Source organism: Maribacter sp. C-4077 (assembly GCF_055378385.1).
In genome coordinates this window covers 2,221,625-2,237,660 of sequence record NZ_AP038807.1, presented here as the reverse complement: position 1 = coordinate 2,237,660, position 16,036 = coordinate 2,221,625, and the positions used below count along the sequence as shown (strand labels likewise).

At 42.3% G+C, this 16,036-nt stretch carries 13 protein-coding genes and 1 tRNA gene; 13 read left to right on the top strand and 1 reads right to left on the bottom strand.

The window, feature by feature from the left end; genetic code table 11:
• Positions 1-32: 32 nt before the first annotated feature.
• The 7 genes from trxA to ACZ41C_RS09605 all read left to right on the top strand — a co-directional run bounded on the left by trxA (position 33) and on the right by ACZ41C_RS09605 (position 4,059).
• Positions 33-350 (top strand): thioredoxin, encoded by a 318-nt coding sequence (gene trxA / locus ACZ41C_RS09635; RefSeq protein ID WP_138257780.1) that lies wholly within the window; start codon positions 33-35, stop codon positions 348-350.
• Between the two features lie 72 nt (positions 351-422).
• The gene (locus ACZ41C_RS09630; protein ID WP_464560999.1) at positions 423-1,352 is read left to right on the top strand and encodes a DUF58 domain-containing protein; all 930 of its coding nucleotides are present in this window, start codon (positions 423-425) and stop codon (positions 1,350-1,352) included.
• A gap of 72 nt (positions 1,353-1,424) precedes the next feature.
• A tRNA-Asp gene (locus ACZ41C_RS09625) sits at positions 1,425-1,501 on the top strand.
• A gap of 150 nt (positions 1,502-1,651) precedes the next feature.
• Entirely contained in the window at positions 1,652-1,921 is a 270-nt protein-coding gene (locus tag ACZ41C_RS09620; protein ID WP_094996317.1) for a helix-turn-helix domain-containing protein, read from the top strand.
• 2 nt (positions 1,922-1,923) lie between these two features.
• Complete coding sequence (locus tag ACZ41C_RS09615; RefSeq protein WP_260573253.1) at positions 1,924-2,169, top strand: hypothetical protein; 246 nt, start codon at positions 1,924-1,926, stop codon at positions 2,167-2,169.
• A gap of 233 nt (positions 2,170-2,402) precedes the next feature.
• Positions 2,403-3,176 carry a type IV toxin-antitoxin system AbiEi family antitoxin gene (locus ACZ41C_RS09610; protein ID WP_464560997.1) on the top strand — a complete coding sequence of 258 codons (774 nt, stop codon included), beginning with the start codon at positions 2,403-2,405 and terminating at the stop codon, positions 3,174-3,176.
• Entirely contained in the window at positions 3,163-4,059 is an 897-nt protein-coding gene (locus ACZ41C_RS09605; protein WP_260573250.1) for a nucleotidyl transferase AbiEii/AbiGii toxin family protein, read from the top strand. The genes ACZ41C_RS09610 and ACZ41C_RS09605 overlap by 14 nt, the downstream gene beginning before the upstream one ends.
• A gap of 59 nt (positions 4,060-4,118) precedes the next feature.
• Here the strand turns inward: ACZ41C_RS09605 and ACZ41C_RS09600 are convergent, their stop codons facing one another.
• Positions 4,119-4,655: a hypothetical protein gene (locus tag ACZ41C_RS09600; RefSeq protein ID WP_464560994.1), complete on the bottom strand. Its 537-nt coding sequence runs from the start codon at positions 4,653-4,655 to the stop codon at positions 4,119-4,121.
• A gap of 561 nt (positions 4,656-5,216) precedes the next feature.
• Between ACZ41C_RS09600 and ACZ41C_RS09595 the strand changes: the two genes are divergently transcribed.
• The 6 genes from ACZ41C_RS09595 to ACZ41C_RS09570 all read left to right on the top strand — a co-directional run bounded on the left by ACZ41C_RS09595 (position 5,217) and on the right by ACZ41C_RS09570 (position 16,023).
• Entirely contained in the window at positions 5,217-5,603 is a 387-nt protein-coding gene (locus tag ACZ41C_RS09595; protein WP_260573246.1) for a hypothetical protein, read from the top strand.
• On the top strand, positions 5,600-7,906 hold the full coding sequence (locus ACZ41C_RS09590; RefSeq protein WP_464560992.1) for a relaxase/mobilization nuclease domain-containing protein: 2,307 nt from the start codon (positions 5,600-5,602) through the stop codon (positions 7,904-7,906). The genes ACZ41C_RS09595 and ACZ41C_RS09590 overlap by 4 nt, the downstream gene beginning before the upstream one ends.
• 138 nt (positions 7,907-8,044) lie before the next feature.
• On the top strand, positions 8,045-8,464 hold the full coding sequence (locus tag ACZ41C_RS09585; protein WP_138257795.1) for an HYC_CC_PP family protein: 420 nt from the start codon (positions 8,045-8,047) through the stop codon (positions 8,462-8,464).
• Between the two features lie 142 nt (positions 8,465-8,606).
• On the top strand, positions 8,607-12,404 hold the full coding sequence (locus ACZ41C_RS09580; protein ID WP_149304611.1) for an efflux RND transporter permease subunit: 3,798 nt from the start codon (positions 8,607-8,609) through the stop codon (positions 12,402-12,404).
• Positions 12,401-13,618 (top strand): TolC family protein, encoded by a 1,218-nt coding sequence (locus ACZ41C_RS09575; RefSeq protein WP_119638282.1) that lies wholly within the window; start codon positions 12,401-12,403, stop codon positions 13,616-13,618. Before ACZ41C_RS09580 ends, ACZ41C_RS09575 begins: the two co-directional genes overlap by 4 nt.
• Before the next feature lie 2 nt (positions 13,619-13,620).
• Entirely contained in the window at positions 13,621-16,023 is a 2,403-nt protein-coding gene (locus ACZ41C_RS09570; RefSeq protein WP_138257797.1) for a multicopper oxidase domain-containing protein, read from the top strand.
• The last annotated feature ends 13 nt before the right edge of the window (positions 16,024-16,036 follow it).

Sequence of the window (16,036 nt, the reverse complement as noted above, 5' to 3'; positions counted from 1 at the left end):
TAACTTTGCATAATCAATAAAATGTAATAATCATGGCATTAGAAATAACAGATGCTACTTTTGACGAAGTAGTTTTAAAAAGCGATAAACCCGTAGTAGTCGACTTTTGGGCCGCATGGTGCGGACCTTGTAGAATGGTAGGGCCAATCATTGACGAAGTAAGTAACGAATACGAGGGCAAGGCCATAGTTGGAAAAGTGGATGTTGATGCCAATCAGGAATTCGCCGCAAAATATGGAGTTAGAAATATCCCAACGGTCTTGGTTTTCAAGGACGGGGAAATCGTAAGTAGACAAGTAGGTGTTTCACCCAAAAAGGTATATACGGACGCTATTGATGCGCTTTTATAGGCCGTTACCCATATAATTATAAAGGAAAGTCCAGTGAAGAACGCTGGACTTTTTTTATGTTATCTTTAGGCTATGGAAATACGCAAAGAATTAAACAACGCCACCTTATTTCCTAATCTGGAGCTATTGGCCAATCAGGTCGTAGAAGGATTCATCAGTGGTATCCATAAAAGCCCCTTTCATGGTTTTTCTGCGGAGTTTGCGGAACATAAAATCTACAACAACGGCGAAAGTACCAAGCATATCGATTGGAAATTGTACGCTAAAACGGATAAGTTATATACCAAACGCTACGAGGAAGAGACCAATCTTAGGTGCCATATGATTTTGGACAACTCGGCCTCCATGTTCTATCCGCAGGTCAAGACCCAGACCTTGGGAAACCTGAATAAAATCGGTTTTGGAATATTGGCCATTGCGGCCTTAATGAACGTATTAAAAAAACAACGCGACGCCGTGGGCCTGAGCGTGTTCTCCGATGATTACCACTATTACACCCCTGAAAAAGGGAGTGAGCGGCATTTTCAAATGCTTTTGTCAAAATTAAATGAAATTGGGAGCGAACAAACGGGCGGCAAGGAAACAAGAACCTATACCTATATCCATCAGATAGCCGAAAAAATAAAAAGAAGAAGTCTCATATTTCTCTTTACCGATATGCTTCAGACGGAAAAAGAAGATGAAGAATTGTTCGAGGCCCTTAGGCATTTAAAGTATAACAAGCATGAGGTGGTACTCTTCCATTTGATGGACAAGGAACTAGAATATCACTTCGATTTCGACAATACGCCCAAACGATTTTTGGATGTTGAAACGGGCGAACATTTGGATCTTTATGCCGATACTATTAAAGAAGCCTATGAGAAGGGTGTACAGGAATATTTCACCGCCATAAAGTTGAAATGTGCCCAATACCGAATCAAATATGTAGAAGTCGATATAATAAGGGATTTTTCTACGATACTGAATACCTTTTTGGTTGAACGCTCCAAATTTCTATAGAAGGTAATATTTTAAAAGAAAATGTTTGTGCAATTGAATAAGCAATGTATATTTGCACACGCTAAACGCCACGGTCTGGTAGTTCAGTTGGTTAGAATACCTGCCTGTCACGCAGGGGGTCGCGGGTTCGAGTCCCGTCCAGACCGCCAGTAAAATAAAGCCCTCACGGATGTGGGGGCTTTTTTATTTCTCCATTTATAAACTATTTATAAACATTCGAGGGTTTTATAATCAAGATTTTAATCAAGACTAAAAAAGTCATATCTTGAAACAATAAATAATCATACCAGTTAATTACCATGCAAGTCGTCTGTCTACAAGAGGAAGCTTTTTATGCCTTGTTTAAAAAGGTCATTGAACATGTTGAATCCAAAAGGCAGGATAAGCCCGAAAAATGGATTGATGGGGAAGAAGCAATGTCTATCCTTAGAATAAAATCTACGACTACCCTTCAGAGACTAAGGGATGAAGGAAAAATTAGGTTTTCCCAACCCCAAAAGAAGATTATCCTTTACGATAGGGATTCTATTATAGCATACATCGAGAAACACGCCCGAGAAACTTTTTAAAAATGGAAGAAGAAATCAAAGTTGACGAAAAATTTAAGCATGCCTTTAACTTGGGTTATCGATTGGCAGAGGAGTTGAATCTCAAATCCCCTATGCTTGAAAATCAGGAGAAAATTATGCCCTCAAATCCCATGCACTTGGGTATGCAGCAGTTTATTGATGAAGCCAAACTTTCCAAAAATAAAAGACAGGATAAAACCGTTGAAAAAAGTGTCAAAAAGAAAAGGGGCAAGGGTTTAGGCTTTTAGTTAGACCAGCTTTCCATAATATTTTATTCCTAATCAATAATTTTTCTCTGATACGTAGGTACTAACCGCCCAAAATCGTACATAATGCTTTGCTTTCCATTACTCGAAGTCAGAGGTTTTAGACACCTAAGGATAGTTTGATATTTTGTGTTTTTCGGTACTTATAGTACCGAAAGGAAATAAATTATAAACCAAATCCATATAAAGTTTAAAAAATTACGTAAATTGGTACCGTGAGTACCGATAGTAAATTAAAAATAAACCAATTATTGGGCGCGAATCCTTCGGGAATCGTTTACCTATCTTCTTGGTTAGTAGGGCAAGGATATAGCCTTGATCTGCAAAAAAGATATCGTAGCAGTGACTGGTTTACTTCAATAGGTACAGGAGCCATGATACGCTCGGGCGATGATGTCGGTTACGAAGGGGCTATCTATGCCCTTCAAAATCAAGCAGGGCTATTTGTACATCCAGCAGGGAAGACCGCTTTCTCATTACTCGGAAAATCACATTATTTAGAACTTTCCCAAAAAAAGGTTACACTGTTCGGTGGAAAAAACGAAAAGCTGCCCACTTGGTGCTTAAAGCATGATTGGGGCGTAACCCTAGACTATTATAGTTCTTCTTTTCTACCAGCAGAAATAGGACTTACGGAAGTGGAGCTAAAAACATTCACCATAAAAGTTTCCAGTGCTGCGAGGGCAATGCTAGAGTGCCTATTTTTAACACCCAAAAATCAAGAACTTTTAGAGTGTTACCAATTAATGGAAGGGTTAAATAATCTAAGACCCAATCTTGTTCAAAATCTATTGGAAAACTGTTCCTCCATAAAGGTAAAACGCCTCTTTCTATATCTGGCAGAAAAGGCTGGTCATAGTTGGGTTCAACATATAAACCTCGAAAAAATAGATTTGGGAAGTGGTAAACGAAGTGTCGTAAAAAATGGTGTTTACAATTCAAAATATAAAATAACCGTTCCTACCGAATTTGCAAATGGCGAATTATAAATCACAAGTTTCATTATTATTGAGTGTACTTCCGGAAGTTGCACAGGAAACATGCTTTGCCCTCCATGGAGGAACGGCCATTAACCTGTTCGTTCGTGAAATGCCTAGGTTGTCCGTAGATATTGATTTAACCTACGTTCCGCTTGAGGATAGGGAAACATCTTTTAAAGATATAACGGGGGCCTTGGAAAGAATTAAAGCAACTATTGAAACGGTCGTCCCAAACGCCAAGGTTGTACACAAACAAGCTGAACTTAAATTGCAAATTTCCAATATACAAGCTCAAATAAAACTCGAAGTCAATCAGGCAATGCGCGGGACTATTACGCCATCGATTAAAATGACCTTATGTGAAAAGGCGCAGGAAGCATTCGATGCTTTTTGTGAAATTGCTATCGTCCCTATTGGTCAACTTTATGGAGGCAAAATTTGTGCTGCTTTGGATCGTCAGCATCCAAGAGATTTTTTCGATGTCAAATATCTTTTAGAAAACGAGGGATTTACTGAGGAAGTCAGAACAGGATTCCTCTTTGGTCTGTTAAGTAGCAATAGACCACTACATGAAATGCTTGCTCCAAATTTGCTTGACCAACGTTCAGTTATGGCGAATCAATTTGAAGGTATGAGTGAAGAAGTGTTTGCCTATGAAGATTTTGAAACAACACGAAATTTACTTCTTAAAACCATTCATGAAAACCTTACTGATTCTGATAAAGAATTTCTATTGAGTTTTGAAAACAACACCCCAAATTGGAACGCGTACAATTTTGAAGACTATCCTGCGGTACAATGGAAATTACAAAATCTACAAAAGCTAAAAGAAGCTAATCCTGAAAAGCATAGGGAGCAATTAGAACTTTTAGAAAGTGGGCTTACAGCTTAATCCTAGTTATGAACATTCCACATAAAAACACTCCGTTAACACGTAAGTACAATTCTTAACTAGAGAACTGGTACAAAATTATTCGATGATGAACAGTAGATATCAATAACCTCTACTATCTCTTCTGATGTAAATTCATCTATAACCGATAAATCAAATTCACTAGCGAAATTACAACATAAGAGTACTTTGAGTTCTTCCATAGTATCCTCCTCCAATCCACTAGCATTTGGGTCATAGATTTTATAGGCAAGAAACCTGCCAAATTCCTCGTCGAATTTCTTTTCCGAATAGGTGTCACTTTCATCTGTAAAATTCTTGAAATAGTACATGTATTTTTGGTTCAAGCCCCAAAAGTATAGAGCGGTTAGCTCGGCCTTTTCAAGGTTATTTTTGAACTGCCATAACATTCCAGAAGGGTCTAATTCATACTCGTTGGGCAAGTCAAATCCATAATGATTGATGCTTTTGAAGAGGCCGGTAATAGCTTCATTATTTGATTGTGGTTCAAAGGAAAAACTCATCAATAATTTACGTAGCACTATCTTTTTAAAATAGGCTATAGTAGCTGCATTGATATCTTTTGTAATGAACATTTTGTCGCTAATACTTATCAATGGCTATAAGTTTTTTTGTTTGTCGTAGGTCTAGATTTTAAGATTGACCAAAGATACCGAGTAAAGATTTTAACTAAGGAGGTAGTACTCTTTTTAACTTTTTTATTCAGCCATATATTCCCAAGCCACTGCGGAAGTCTTGCAAAAATTCCACTCCGATCCTCCCGAGCGGGCGACCTTCGTCCGCCCGCTTTCGCTCGTCTTTCCGTTCCGGTTTTGCAAGACCCCCTCGCGGCCGCGCAAAAGCACAAGCGGCAAAATGCCGCTTGCCCTTTTTTCTCCCTACCCACAAAAAACTTGAACACTGCCGTAATTCTTCCCATTTTTTAAACACCATATTAGACCATTTTAATTTCATGCCTGTACCCATTTATATTGATATGGTTCGATATGAATTAACGACTTAAACAATTGATTAATAGATAGTTAAATTCATAATTGATTACTTATATTTATCCGTGAAACGGATAGCGAGGTGCATTCTAAGTAACTTAGAATTGTCTACTTCTGGCGAAGTGTTTTGCTTAAAAAGCAACGAAAATGGAAAAACAAAAAAGAGGTCGGAAACGATTGGGAAACAAGAAGAGATTCCATAACATAATGCTGCGTTTCAACGATTCCGAATTTGAAAGATTGCGAAAAATCTGTGAATCCTATAATCTCGATATTTCGCAAAGGGGCGTTATAAGTCCACTCCTGAGGAGATTAGTTTTGCAGCAGGAGGCCGAAGAAAAAGATAGGCTCCCCGATACCTCGAACCTTGCTTACCACATCAACAGAATAGGCAACAACATTAACCAATTAGTCAAAATCGCACACCACAAAAACCTGAGAAACCCGAACAGTAATCTGCAAAATGAAATACAAAAGACGAACAGATTGCTACATGCACTTTTAGAGATTGTCATGACAGAACAAACGGTATGATAGCAAAGATCATTTACGGCCAAACCTGTACCGGAACATTGAACTATGTTTTCGGAAAGGAAGGTATGCGAATACTCGGCTACGGAAACACATTTTCACGAAACATATCGCCAAAATTTTTCGGGAGCGTGCTTTATTTTCAGGGACAGCGCAACGCCACCAAGAACCGGTATGCCCATATAAGTTTGAACCTTCCCCATGGCGAACATTTGGACGATAGGACCTTCTATAAAATCTCCGAGGAGTATATGGAAAATATGGGCTTTGGAAATCAGCCCTTTGTAGTGGTGCGCCACAACGATACCAAGCACGAGCATGTCCATATTGTAACCACCACAGTAAAGGAAGACGGAAAAGTACTCGGAATCTACAATAGCCACAAAAGAAGTATGGCGATACGGAAACACCTCGAAAAAAAGTACGGACTTACACCTGCACCGACCAAAAAACAGACAAGCCAACTACCGATATACCGATTACCGGAAAAACAGTTTGGAATGGAAGCCGAAAAAGGAACGAAGTACTATCTACAGGATGTCCTGAACAGCATCAACCAAAAATACAGGGTGCGCAGTTTTGATGAACTTGCACGATTGGTAAAACGGTATCATATTGAAGTAAGACAGACCAAAAGTGAAACGGGAAGAATAGGGGTCGCATATGGGCTGAATAACCAAAATGGGTATAAAACACGATTAATCAATGGTTCCGCCGTACACCGAAATTTGAGCGGCCCAAAACTTCAAAAGGTATTCGATATCCATTCCAAATCGAAGCTGTTGCCGATGTACCGTAAACGGCTCTTGAAACAAATAGAGACCACTTACGACCTTTTCCAGACCATCCGTCCGCATGACCTGGAAGCCGTGCTAAAGGAATATCAGCACATTGATATCAAACTGGACAAAAAAGGAGATGTTATCGAGGGGTACACTATCTTTGACAGATCGCGCTATGTTTTCAGGGCAAGGGAGCTTGGCAAGAACGTTCGGATGCAGAATCGTTTAGACATTTTTGGTAAAGGGCACGAACCCACCCAAGTCGATATGGAAAGCAAACAGGTCAAATTGGAAATCCAAAAACTTATAAAAGACGCTTTTACAACATCCTATCTTAAATCCCCGAAACAGCAAGGACTGCTTTCGGAACATATTCTGAAAACCAACTTCGGGGATATCGTTCCAATCTTGACGGCCTCCAAAGCTCATAATTTCTTGGAACGCTACATCCCAAGAAATCAAAGGACGGATTTCAGGAAAGCGGTAGAAAATATCTTTCCCATGGTCAGGGACAGATTGTATGAAATTGAGACCAAAAAGGAAAAAGAAATCTTAGAGAACATATTCAAACTTATCGGCAAGGTATTGAAAAAGGACATTTTCAATGTTGGCACGAAACAGGGGAGTGTTCGTCTTTTGTTCCAAGCTTTGGGCGTAAAGTACTATGACAACAAATTGTCCTTTACCAAATCGAACAAGCATACGGTTCCCGTTACTCTGGGAGACTTGTCCTTCCCCGAGCATATGGAAAAACATGTATCCACGGGATTCGTGCGTCAAAACCATTTGATGTTGGATATGCTGTCGGAGCAGTCTTCCGATAACAGTCCTAAGCTGACTGCAACGGCTATATTCTTGCCTATGATTTTTCCGAAACTATATGGAAAAATGAATACCGTTTACAAAAAGCAATATGAAAGTATCGCTTTGGGTTCGTATATAAAGAATGCCGAACGTATGCATGCGCCTTTCGAAAAATCGGCGAAGGATTATATCTCCCTGTTCAATGCCAAGGGGTTCTATTTTGTAAATGGAGAGAAAGGGTTCGAGATCAAATCCATTTATACGGACAATACAACAAGTTGCCCCTTGCCGAAAAGAACGAACCAGTATTTGAGTTCAATTCCTGATTTAAGCGAAACATTAAAAGGACAACAACCTATCATTAATGAACTAATAGCAGATGGAAGGAACAATCTCGAAAACCTATGGGCGGGACATTTGATGGAAAGGGGACTGTACGACAAGGTCGCCTTTATGCTAACCGCTGAAAAAGGGTACCCGAACCTGCACCGGGAAATAGTGCAACACCATATGGATAACGGACTTCGCGAAAGTGTGAAAATGGCATCAGCGAGGCATTCGAATATCCAACAAAACAGACTGCTCAGAAAAGGCGTTTATGCCGTTAGCTCCTTATTGGGCAGTAGGGGCAAGAAAACCGAAGAAGTCTATAACGGGTTCAAGGATGAGTTTACGGATTGGTCGAAATACAAAGGCAAAGGTAGAGGACTTTCATTCTAAATTTCGTTTTCATTCTTTGTCCCACAAACTATTATCTTATAAAACATCTCACATTTTTTGACTATTTTTCATCGATTGCATTGCCCAAAAATTCCTTAAACCAAAAAAAGAATCTTAAAATTTTGTAATTTTGCATCGATGAAAAAGGTTTTCCATAAAATATTATCTGTTTTAATGGCATTTGTAGTGATGTTCACTACGATGTCATTCACGGTTGATATACACTACTGCGGGGACTCTTTGGTCGATTTTAGTTTCTTCACAAAGGCAGAAACCTGCGGAATGGAAAAGGCACAACCAACCACGGGTTGTGAAAATCCTTCAATGAGCAATAAATCGTGTTGCTCAGACCAAAAAATCGTGAAGGAAGGTAGCGACGACCTTAAAACATCATTCAACAAACTTACTTTTGAGCAACAAACCTTCGTTGCCACATTTTTCTACACCTATATCAATCTTTTCGAGGGACTTGATGAAAATATCGTTCCCTTCAAGGATTACTCGCCCCCCTTTATTGAACGGGACGTTCAGATACTCTACGAGACTTATTTAATTTGATTTTTAGACAGTAGCCCGATTCCGATACCCATCGGAACGGCACTAAGCCCAACGGTTATCCCGTTCTGGGCACGTTTTGTTGTATTCAACTTTTAGAATTGCAACAAGCCACAATTGTATAACTGTCTAATTATCATTTTATATGCTGAACAAAGGCATAAAATTCCTTATAGAAAATAAGCTCGTTGCGGTACTGATGCTAGCCCTTTTCGTGGGTTGGGGTATCGTGAACGGACCCTTTAATTGGGACACCGGAATATTGCCCAATGACCCTGTGGCTGTAGATGCCATACCCGATATTGGCGAAAACCAACAGATTGTTTTCACCAAGTGGCAAGGGCGCTCTCCTCAGGATATCGAGGACCAGATTACCTACCCGCTCACCACTTCCCTTCTCGGAATACCTGGCGTCAAGACCATTCGTAGTTCTTCGATGTTCGGGTTTTCCAGTATCTACATCATTTTTGAAGAGGACATCGAATTCTACTGGTCGCGTAGCCGCATCCTCGAAAAGCTCAATTCGCTACCCAGCGGTCTGTTGCCCGATGGTGTCAATCCCGCCTTGGGCCCGGATGCCACGGGATTGGGACAGATTTTTTGGTACACTCTGGAAGGTCGTGACAAAGAGGGAAACGTTACAGGTGGATGGGATTTACAGGAACTACGAAGCATACAGGATTACTACGTAAAATATGCGCTCTCTTCTGCAAGCGGTGTAAGTGAAGTGGCATCCATTGGCGGATACGTTCAGGAATACCAAGTGGATGTTGACCCCGAAAAGATGCGGCAGTACAACATCGGTCTGGCGGATATTGTAAAGGCCGTTAGGGAAAGCAATCAGGACATCGGTGCGCAAACCTTGGAAATGAACAAGGCCGAATACCTGGTGCGCGGTCTGGGGTACGTAAAATCCATAGCCGATATAGAAAATGCGGTAGTCGATTCCGAGAATTTCACTTCCATCAGGATAAAGGATGTAGGCAAGGTACACTTGGGACCAGCTACACGTCGCGGCATTTTGGACAAGGAAGGTGCCGAAGTCGTGGGCGGTGTGGTAGTTGCCCGTTACGGTGCCAATCCGCTGGAAGTCATCAATAATGTCAAAGACCAAATCGACGAGGTAAGCTCGGGGCTTCCTTCAAAAGAACTGGCCGACGGTAGAACCTCCCAAGTCACTATTGTCCCCTTTTACGACCGTACCGAACTCATTCAAGAAACCTTGGGTACGCTCAACGAGGCCCTGACCTTGGAAATCCTGATTACCATTTTGGTCATTATCATAATGGTTTTCAATCTCAGAGCATCCATATTGATTTCTGGATTATTGCCCGTGGCGGTGTTGATGGTCTTTATCACGATGAAGCTCTTTAATGTGGATGCGAACATTGTGGCACTTTCGGGTATCGCCATTGCTATTGGTACGATGGTAGATGTCGGGGTCATCCTTGCCGAAAATATGATTCGACATCTGGAAGATGAAGACTTGCGGGTAAACAAAAACGGTCAACCCTATACAACAAACGAAATCGTTTACAACGCCACATCCGAAGTTTCCGGCGCTATTGTTACTGCTGTAATGACTACAATAATTAGTTTCCTTCCGGTGTTTACGATGATTGGTGCTGAAGGGAAACTCTTTCGACCATTGGCATTTACCAAAACAATGGCATTGGCCGCTGCACTCGTTATTGCCCTATTCCTTATACCGCCATTCGCAGCCACTTTCTTTAGAAAGACCGAAATGCGGGAACGGCTCAAATATGCCATCAATGGGCTTTTAATCCTTTTGGGAATCACCGCAGTGATTTTTGGGTATTGGATAGGATTGGTACTTGTCGCTTTTGGCTTGGTAGCCATTTTATCGATGCGTGTTACGCTTTCGCGAAATCGAGCTGGCGAGATTCACGACCAAAGGGAGAGCGTAGCGGTAAAGCAAAAAAATCTCATCAATACGGCTATTGCCACAATCGCAGTTGTATTCCTATTGGCTGAATACTGGCGACCGCTCGGCTTCGACCGCAGCCTGATTATGAACCTCATTTTTGTAGCGGTAAGCTGTTTTGGTGTTCTGGGCATCTTTTCGCTACTCAGAAAATACTACGATAGCATCTTAAGATGGGCATTGCAAAACAGATTGCTGTTCTTGATAATTCCCACCACATTGCTGGTTCTCGGTTTCTTCATAATGCGCAACACGGGTAAGGAATTTATGCCAGCGCTCAACGAGGGTTCGTTCCTGTTGATGCCTACCTCGCTACCGCACTCAGGTGTAGCCGAAAATAAACGGGTCTTGCAACAATTGGATATGGCGGTGGCCACCATCCCTGAAATCGAGACCGTGGTCGGAAAGGCAGGCCGCACCGAATCCGCGCTTGACCCGGCACCGCTTTCGATGTACGAGAACGTGATTCAGTACAAGTCGGAATATATGCGCAACGCTTCAGGGGAACGGCAACGCTATCGGGTAAACGACGACGGACTTTTTGTATTGAAAAATGATAGGTTCCATATTAATCCGAACAACGAAGTAGAAAACGATGCCAGTTATGAAGCATCCCAATTGCAAACTACCATCACAAGAAACGAATTGATTCCCGATGATGATGGCGAGTACTACCGAAACTGGCGACCTGAAATCCAGAGCCCGGATGATATCTGGAACGAAATCGTCAGGGTCACTAAACTGCCCGGTATTACTTCCGCCCCTAAGTTACAGCCTATCGAAACCCGATTGGTGATGCTGCAAACGGGTATGCGCGCGCCAATGGGCATTAAGGTCAAGGGGCAGGACTTACGGGAAATCGAAGCTTTCGGCTTGGAACTCGAAGAAATATTGAAACAGGCCGAAGGTGTAAAAGAACAGGCCGTATTTGCCGACCGTATCGTGGGCAAACCCTATCTGTTGGTGGATATCAAACGGGAACAGTTGGCGCGTTACGGGGTTTCGATTATGGACGTACAGGAAATCCTGCAAGTGGCCGTAGGTGGGATGCCCCTGACCCAAACAGTCGAAGGTAGGGAACGCTACGCCGTTAGGGTACGCTACCCACGAGAGCTGCGTGATAATCCGACCGACCTAAAGAATATCTACGTTCCCGTGGAAAAAGGAAGCCCCGTTCCCCTTGGCGAACTCGTGGACATCCGGTATGAGCAAGGTCCGCAGGTCATCAAAAGTGAGGACACCTTCTTGGTCGGCTATGTTTTATTTGACAAGCTGGACGGCTTTGCCGAAGTGGATGTGGTGGAAAATGCCCAGGCCTTGATTCAAGAAAAGATAGACAGCGGCGAACTGACCGTACCCAAAGGCATCAGCTACAAGTTTACGGGCACCTATGAAAACCAGTTGCGTGCAGAGAAAACCCTGTCCATCGTGGTTCCGCTATGCTTGATTATCATATTTCTCATTCTATACTTTCAGTTTAAATCGGTCACCACCTCATTGATGGTATTTACCGCCATTGCCGTAGCATTTGCAGGTGGCTTTGTGATGATTTGGCTCTATGGACAAGACTGGTTTCTCAATTTCAATTTGTTCGGTGAGAACCTTCGCGAGTTGTTCAATATCAAAACTATCAACCTGAGCGTTGCGGTCTGGGTCGGATTCATCGCACTCTTTGGTATTGCTACCGATGACGGTGTGGTGATGGCAACCTATCTCGACCAATCTTTCGATAAGGAAAAACCGAATGACAAACCGGGCATTCGTCAAGCTACCCGTGAAGCGGCAGGCAAGCGTATCCGTCCCTGTTTGATGACGACCGTAACGACCGTTCTTGCCTTGTTGCCAGTGCTAACATCCACCGGAAAGGGAAGCGATATAATGATTCCAATGGCCATTCCCATTGTGGGTGGGATGCTCATTGATGTAACCTCATATTTCCTGTTGCCCGTACTATATAGCTGGCGGGAAGAAAATCAACTTAAACGAGCGAGCAAATGAAAAATGTAAAAATCATCATCGGATTATTGCTTGTTTCTTTTTACGCGGAAGCGCAAGAGCTTCAATCTTATATACAGGAAGCAGAAGCGAACAATCCAGATATTCAGGCTTACGAGCTGCGGTACAATATCGCCGAAGAAAAAGTGAACGAAGTCAATACGCTACCTAATACTGTGGTAAGCGCAGGATACTTTGTAAGCGAACCCGAAACCCGAACGGGTGCGCAACGGGCACGATTTTCGATTTCGCAGATGTTGCCGTGGTTCGGTACGATAACGGCACGGGAAAACTATGCCAGCTCAATGGCGGAAACCGAGTTTGTTGAAATTGCCATTGCCAAACGAAAACTGGCACTTTCGGTCGCCCAATCCTACTATCAACTATATGCCATCAATGCGAAACAGGATGTACTGGACGAAAACATCCAACTACTACAAACTTACGAACGGTTGGCATTGACCTCTGTGGAAGTGGGCAAGGCTTCCGCAGTTGATGTTCTACGGTTGCAGATTCGCCAGAACGAACTGCAACAACAAAAAGAGGTCTTGCAGGAGGAGTATTTGGCGGAACAGGTCAGCTTCAACAATCTTTTGAACCGAAAGGAAAGCATTGCCGTTGAAATCGTCCCAGAAATGACCATCCCAACGGAAGACCCGATATACAGCGATGAAGGATTGGCGCTTAATCCCGAACTGCTCAAATATGATAGACTTTACGAGTCCATTGAACAATCCGAATTGCTGAACCAAAAGGAAAGTGCCCCGAACATCGGTTTTGGATTGGACTATGTACCCGTTTCCGAACGTCCCGATATGACCTTTAGCGACAACGGCAAGGATATCGTGATGCCAATGGTATCGCTGTCCATACCTATTTTCAACAACCGCTATTCATCGGTTTCCAAACAGAACGAACTGAGACAACTGGAAATCGAATCACAAAAAACAGAGCGTTTGAATGTACTTGAAACCGCTTTCGCGAAAGCAAAATCACAGCGCAATCAAGCCCGTATTCAGTTCAATACCCAAGAAAAGAGTTTAATGCAGGCTAACGATGCCGAGGAAATATTAATAAAGAATTATGAAACGGGAACCATCGATTTTAACGATGTGCTGGACATTCAGGAATTGCAACTGAAATTTCAGATGAACCAAATCGAATCCATAAAGATGTATTACGTGCAATCAGCACTTTTAAACTATTTAATAAATTAAAAATGAAAATATTACAAATCACCACCCTATTGCTGTTTTCTTCTACTGTATTTGCCCAAGTAGGCACAAACGGTGCGGACAGAAATGAAGAAGGTAGACCTGTCAAGGAGTATAACTTAACCATTGAAGAAAATGAAATGACGCTCGCTGGTGTAACAGCAAAAGGAATGACCATCAATGGTAGTATTCCTGGACCAGTCTTGGAATTCACCGAGGGCGACCTCGCCATTATCAATGTTACCAATAAAATGGATGTGGAAACCTCTGTACATTGGCACGGGTTGATATTACCCAATTTTTACGATGGCGTTCCCTATTTGACCACGCCACCTATTAAACCAGGAACAACTTTTCAATACAGAATCCCAATCAACCAATCAGGCACCTACTGGTACCATTCCCACACGATGCTACAGGAGCAAAGCGGTGTTTATGGGTCTATTATTATTCACCCAAAAGAAAAAACTCTGGAATATGACAAGGATTTGGTTGTGGTACTCTCTGATTGGACCAACGAAAATCCTATGAATGTTTTGAGAAACCTTAAAAGAGGTAACGAGTGGTATCAGGTCAAAAAAGGTACGGCGGTTCCTTTGGGCAGGGTTATCAAGGAAGGCGCATTTGGTGCACAACTGAAATTTTGGAGAGACCGTATGGAAGGAGCAGATATAGCCGACATCTATTATCCGGCATTTCTGACCAATGGAAAATCATTGGCCGAGTATCCCGAATTCAAAACAGGCGAAAAAGTACGGCTTCGCTTTATCAATGCATCCGCCTCTACCTATTACTGGATGGATTTTGGCGGTGGCAACCCTATGGTCGTTGCGGGCGATGGTATTGATGTGGAACCTGTACCTAAAAGCCGTTTCCTTTTTGGTATTGCCGAAACCTATGATGTTATCGTAACCATCCCTGAAGGTACTTTGGAAGTTACCGCCACCGCTCAAGACGGTTCTGGTAGCACCTCGTTGCGCTTGGGACAGGGAAGCCTGTATCCAGCAAAAAGAATTGAGAGACCGGACAAGGTTGCAATGATGAAACAAATGGCCAAAATGGATATGAAGATGGGCGCCCCTGCAATGGTGGGTAACAAAAAGAAAAAAACACCCGAGTTTTTGAAGGAAAATTACGGGATGAAAATGGATATGAAAGATGGCCAGATGAATATGGGAATGCAAGACAAAATGTCAATGAATAAAGGCGAAATGGGCGACAATATGAAGATGGACGACCATAAGCAAATGAAGATGGATAAAAAGATGGACGGTATGGCAGGAATGAAAAAAGATTCAATGCCAATGAAATCTACCGAACCTTCGCATATGATGGGAGGCCATATGGGGCACGATATGCCTATGATGCAAAAAGACACTTCCTCTTTTGATTACGATACCCGTAAAACCTATTTCAACTATGATTTCTTAAAAGCGAAGGAAAATACCACCTACAAGGCTGATTTGCCCGTAAACGACATTCTATTAAACCTGACCGGAAATATGCAACGCTATGTGTGGAGTATTAACGGTGTGCCACTTTCAGAAACGGATAAGATTAAAATCAGGGGTGGTGAAGTAACCCGCATTACCCTTAACAACCTAACGATGATGCACCACCCGATGCACCTTCACGGGCATTATTTTAGGGTAATCAATGAAAATGGTGAGCGCTCGCCGTTGAAACACACCGTCAATGTGCCACCGATGCAGAAAGTGGTTATCGAGTTCTATAACGAGGAGTATGGCGATTGGTTCTTTCACTGCCACATCCTGTACCATATGATGGGCGGTATGGCTCGCGTATTCAGCTATGATACCCCAAGGGATGAAAGGATGAAAAACTTTCCCGTTCAAAAACTGATTGACGAAACAGACCATTACTATTCTTGGGGATTGTTGCGTGCAGGCTCAAACTTTAATGAACTATTTCTGATGTCAAGCAATATTCGGAATGAATTTGGTTTAAGAGCAGAGTTCGATTATAACAAAAACCTTGAAGCCGAAGTAAACTATAATAGGTATCTCAATGATTGGGTGCGCCTCTATGTAGGAGTAAATACCGAAACTTCTACACCCGACTCGTATGACACCTTTAATACAGTAGGTCTAATTGGTGTAAAATACTTTACGCCTTACCGATTTAATGTAGATGTGAGTGTAGACCATCAACTGCGCCCAAGGATACGTCTCGATAGGGAACTGTTGCTTTTTCCACGCTTTTTCCTTGAAGGGGAATACGAATACCGGGCAGACTTTGGTTGGGTGAACGATATAGGCGATACATCCTATCAGGGCGAAACGCAATGGTTGGTGGGAACCTCTTATATCCTATCCCGAAATTTTTCAATACAAGCAAATTACAATAACCGATATGGCTGGGGTGGCGGTCTTTTAGCCCGATTTTAACAAAGTAACAATT

Coding starts and splice junctions, on each gene's coding strand:
- trxA (WP_138257780.1), top strand. CDS start 33: ATGGCATTAGAAATAACAGATGCTACTTTTGACGAAGTAGTTTTAAAA.
- ACZ41C_RS09575 (WP_119638282.1), top strand. CDS start 12,401: ATGAAAAATGTAAAAATCATCATCGGATTATTGCTTGTTTCTTTTTAC.
- ACZ41C_RS09590 (WP_464560992.1), top strand. CDS start 5,600: ATGATAGCAAAGATCATTTACGGCCAAACCTGTACCGGAACATTGAAC.
- ACZ41C_RS09620 (WP_094996317.1), top strand. CDS start 1,652: ATGCAAGTCGTCTGTCTACAAGAGGAAGCTTTTTATGCCTTGTTTAAA.
- ACZ41C_RS09630 (WP_464560999.1), top strand. CDS start 423: ATGGAAATACGCAAAGAATTAAACAACGCCACCTTATTTCCTAATCTG.
- ACZ41C_RS09605 (WP_260573250.1), top strand. CDS start 3,163: ATGGCGAATTATAAATCACAAGTTTCATTATTATTGAGTGTACTTCCG.
- ACZ41C_RS09585 (WP_138257795.1), top strand. CDS start 8,045: ATGAAAAAGGTTTTCCATAAAATATTATCTGTTTTAATGGCATTTGTA.
- ACZ41C_RS09595 (WP_260573246.1), top strand. CDS start 5,217: ATGGAAAAACAAAAAAGAGGTCGGAAACGATTGGGAAACAAGAAGAGA.
- ACZ41C_RS09580 (WP_149304611.1), top strand. CDS start 8,607: ATGCTGAACAAAGGCATAAAATTCCTTATAGAAAATAAGCTCGTTGCG.
- ACZ41C_RS09615 (WP_260573253.1), top strand. CDS start 1,924: ATGGAAGAAGAAATCAAAGTTGACGAAAAATTTAAGCATGCCTTTAAC.
- ACZ41C_RS09600 (WP_464560994.1), bottom strand. CDS start 4,655: ATGTTCATTACAAAAGATATCAATGCAGCTACTATAGCCTATTTTAAA.
- ACZ41C_RS09570 (WP_138257797.1), top strand. CDS start 13,621: ATGAAAATATTACAAATCACCACCCTATTGCTGTTTTCTTCTACTGTA.